This window comes from Falsiroseomonas oryzae, assembly GCF_027856955.1.
Lineage (GTDB): Bacteria > Pseudomonadota > Alphaproteobacteria > Acetobacterales > Acetobacteraceae > Falsiroseomonas > Falsiroseomonas oryzae.
Map to the genome: position 1 here is coordinate 1 of NZ_JAPSMD010000496.1, position 3,527 is coordinate 3,527.

Annotated in this window: 4 protein-coding genes; all 4 read right to left on the reverse strand. The window is 73.1% G+C overall.

Annotated features, from left to right (window positions below):
• On the reverse strand, positions 1–177 hold a 177-nt coding region (locus tag OZN99_RS27675; RefSeq protein WP_270938450.1), incomplete at its 3' end, for an SDR family NAD(P)-dependent oxidoreductase.
• A complete protein-coding gene (locus tag OZN99_RS27680) occupies positions 158–919 on the reverse strand; it encodes an SDR family NAD(P)-dependent oxidoreductase (protein ID WP_270938447.1) in 762 nt (253 codons plus the stop codon). The genes OZN99_RS27680 and OZN99_RS27675, both read right to left, overlap by 20 nt.
• A 135-nt stretch (positions 920–1,054) precedes the next feature.
• Positions 1,055–2,659 (reverse strand): hypothetical protein, encoded by a 1,605-nt coding sequence (locus OZN99_RS27685; RefSeq protein WP_270938448.1) that lies wholly within the window; start codon positions 2,657–2,659, stop codon positions 1,055–1,057.
• Positions 2,656–3,351 carry a cysteine hydrolase family protein gene (locus OZN99_RS27690; RefSeq protein ID WP_270938449.1) on the reverse strand — a complete coding sequence of 232 codons (696 nt, stop codon included), beginning with the start codon at positions 3,349–3,351 and terminating at the stop codon, positions 2,656–2,658. Before OZN99_RS27690 ends, OZN99_RS27685 begins: the two co-directional genes overlap by 4 nt.
• Positions 3,352–3,527 lie beyond the last annotated feature (176 nt).

Consider the following 3,527-nt stretch of genomic DNA (forward strand, 5'->3'; position numbering starts at 1 on the left):
GACCAGCGCAACCCCGCCGAGCCTGGCCGCCGTCGCCTCCACCGCCGCCTCGCGATCCACCAGCAGCACGCGCGCGCCATCGGCCAGGAGGCGCGCGGCGGTGGCGGCGCCGATGCCGCGCGCCGCGCCGGTGACGATCGCGACGCGGCCGGCAAGGTCAGGCAAGCCGGCCACCATCGACCGGCAGCGCGACGCCGTTGAGGTACGACGCCTCGTCGCTCAGCAGGAACAGCACGGCGGCCGCGACCTCGGCGGGCGTGCCGAAGCGACCCATCGGATTGCGCGCGCGCGTGTACTCCTCGCGCGCTGCGGCGCCGTCGCCGGCCTGGGCGAAGCTGTCGCGCAGCATCGGCGTATCGATCGGGCCGGGGCAGACGGCATTGGCGCGGATGCCTTTCGCGGCATGGCCGGTCGCGAGGCTCCGCGTCATCAGGACCACCGCGCCCTTGCTGGCGGAATAGGCGGGGAAGACGGCGTTGCCGGCGAGGCCGGCGCCGGAGGCGAAGGTGACAACCGCGCCGCCGCCCGCCGCCTCCATCCGCGGCACGACGTGCTTCAGCGCGAGCCAGGTGCCCTTCACGTTGACGGCGAAAAGCCGGTCCCAGTCGGCCTCCGCCACCTCGGGCAGCGGCACGGTGGGGCCGAGGATGCCCGCGGCAGTCACCAGCAGCGTCGGCGGACCGATCCGATCCAGCCGCGCGGCCGCGTCCTGCATTGCGGCGGCATCGGAGACGTCGGCCACTCTCGCCTCGGCGCCCGGGCATTGCCGCGCGACCTCGGCCAGGGCGGCGCCGTCGCGATCGAGCAGGAGCAGGCGCGCGCCTTCTTGCGCCAGCCCCAGGGCGACATCGCGGCCGAGGCCGGAGGCGGCGCCGGTGACCAGCCCCACACGGCCGACGAAGCGATCCGCTCGTGCCATACCTGCCTGCCCCGATCGCGCAGGCCGCGCACCCGGTGGGAAGTGCCGGCCCGGTCCCCCGGCCATTCGCGGCCAGGGATAGGACGCTACGCAGTCCGCGCGCGCGGTGTCAAAGGGGCCCCGGCGCGGTCGCGCCTACTCCGCAGCGGAGGGCCGCATCGCGACGGCCGGTCGCGATGCCGGCGCGTCGATCCTGGCGGCGGCATAGAGCCCGGCCGCGACCAGCGCATAGGCCAGGGCGATGCCCGGCGTGACGGCGAAGCCGACAGCCTCGCCATGCATGAAGCCGAAGAAGGTGAGCACGGCGCCGGCGAGCGCGAAGCCGGCCGCCTTCGTGAACTCGCGCTCGATGATGAAGACCGCGATCGCGGGCAGCACGAGGCCGGTGAGGATCGCGCCCTCGCCGAGCTTGGCGAGGCCCGGATAGAGCACGCCCACCGCCGCCAGCTTGTCGAAGCCGACCGCCGCGGCGCTGGTGCCGGCCGCGGTCAGCGCGCCGTCGATCAGCGTCTTCGCCCAGGCCGCCAGGTGCGGCGCGAAGGCCAGCGCGATGGCGGGCGCGTGGTTCCTCGGGCTTTCCTGGAAGGCCTGCGCGCCGATCAGCATGCCGATGTAGAGCAGGATCGGCGCGATCGCGACCACGGGGATCAGGTCCAGCAGCACGGAGACGATGCCAAGCCAGGTCAGCGCCAGCACGACCACGCCGGTCGCCGCCGAATACCCGATCCGCCCGCCCATCGACTTCCAGCCGGGGTGGCCGATGTAGACGGCGTTGATGAAGGGGTTGCCCATCATGCAGCCGACCAGGCTGACCGCGCCGTCGGCCGTCAGCACCCGCGTGGTGGGATAGGCGTCGCCCGCCGCCTCCGCGCTCTCGACATTGTCCATCGCTTCGACCAGGTCGTAGATGCCGAAGGGGATCGCGGTGACCAGGATGATCCCGATGAACTCGAAACCGCCGAAGACATGCCCGACCGCGGGGATCGGCACCGAGAAGCCGATATGCGAGAAGGCGGCGCCCAGCCGTTCCAGCGACATGCCGCCGATGCCGAGGCCGAGCAGGGATGAGCCCCAGGCAACGACGACGCCGAGCGCGATGGCGACCAGCCCCGCCGGCAGACCGCGCCAGTAGCGCACGCCGCCGAACCAGCCCAGCAGGATCACCGCGAAGCACAGCACGCCGATCACCGGCGTCATGTAGATCTCGGCGGCCGGGCGCATCGAGATGAAGGTGATGGAGACGCCGGCCAGCGTACCGAGCAGCGCGGCGCGCGGCGTGATGCGGCGGATCAGCGGCGCGATGAAGCCGCCCGCCATCAGGATCAGGCTCTGGATGAACACCCAGGTCAGCCCCGCCTCCCACGCCTTCACCGGGTCGCCGGTGCGGGAGAGGATGGGCAGCATGATGACGAAGGTGACGATGAACATGTGCGGCACGCTGACGCCGGAGGGCAGGGCGCAGACGTCGCTGCGGCCGGTCTGCTTCGCCAGCTTCCAGGCGAGCCAGGCGTAATAGCCGGTGCTGAGGAACAGCATCAGGCCGGTCGCCGGCAGGATGCGGCCGAAGACCAGCTCGTTCGGCATCTGCAGCACGAAGCGCAGCAGCCCGGTCAGGACGATCAGGTTGACCAGGATGTTGGTGCCGAAGCCGAAGAAGGCGTTCCAGTCCCCGGGCGTCCAGAGCGCGGGCGCCGTGCCCGGGCGCGCCGCTGCCGGCGCGCTGTCCGCGTGGGTCGTCATGTCCCGTCTCCCGTCCTGGGCGTGGCGGATGGCAGCAGGGCGCGGCGCACCGCGGCGACGTCGCTGACCCAGCCGAAGATGCCGCCCTGGGCACTGACCATGGCCAGCGCCGCGGCGTGGAATTCGGGGAAGTAGGAGCCGCAGCAATCGCCCACCACGATGCAGCGCAGGCCGCGGTCGTTGGCTTCCCGGACGGTGGTGTGGACGCAGACCTCGGTGGTGACGCCCGCGACCAGAAGCGTCTCCACGCCGCGGTTGCGCAGCATGAGCTCGAGGTCGGTCTGGTAGAAGGCACCCTTCCCGGGCTTGTCGATCACCGGCTCGCCGGGCAGCGGCGCGAGGTCGGGCACGATCTCGTGGCCGGGCTCGCCGCGGATGAGGATGCGGCCCATCGGGCCAGGGTCGCCGATGCGCAGGCCCGGCGGGCTGCGCTCCACCTTCGCGCGCGGCGCGTCGGAGAGGTCGGGGCGATGGCCTTCGCGCGTGTGGATCACGGCAAGCCCCGCCGCGCGCGCCGCATCGAGCAGCGCGCGGCATGGTGCGACGACCCGCGCGAGGCGGGAGACGTCGTTGCCGAGCGCGGCGCCGAAGCCACCGGGTTCCAGGAAGTCGCGCTGCATGTCGATGACCAGCAGCGCGGCGCGGCCGGTATCGCAGGCGATCGGACCAGGGCGGGCGTCGATGACGGCCATGCCGGTGCTCCCGGGGGTGGAACCGTCTGTGCAACAACCGTGCCGGCGCCGAAGGGGCCGCATCCCGCCGGCGGCGAGGCCAGGCGGCGACGGGCCTTGCCCGCATGGCAGGCAGGCTGGCGCGGAAACGGCGCCGCGGCGGCGCGGGCGCGGGCATCGCGGTGGCTGCCCGCCCG

Excerpts from the sequence above, each read along its gene's own strand:
- OZN99_RS27680 (WP_270938447.1), bottom strand. The coding sequence starts at position 919 with ATGGCACGAGCGGATCGCTTCGTCGGCCGTGTGGGGCTGGTCACCGGC.
- OZN99_RS27685 (WP_270938448.1), bottom strand. The coding sequence starts at position 2,659 with ATGACGACCCACGCGGACAGCGCGCCGGCAGCGGCGCGCCCGGGCACG.
- OZN99_RS27690 (WP_270938449.1), bottom strand. The coding sequence starts at position 3,351 with ATGGCCGTCATCGACGCCCGCCCTGGTCCGATCGCCTGCGATACCGGC.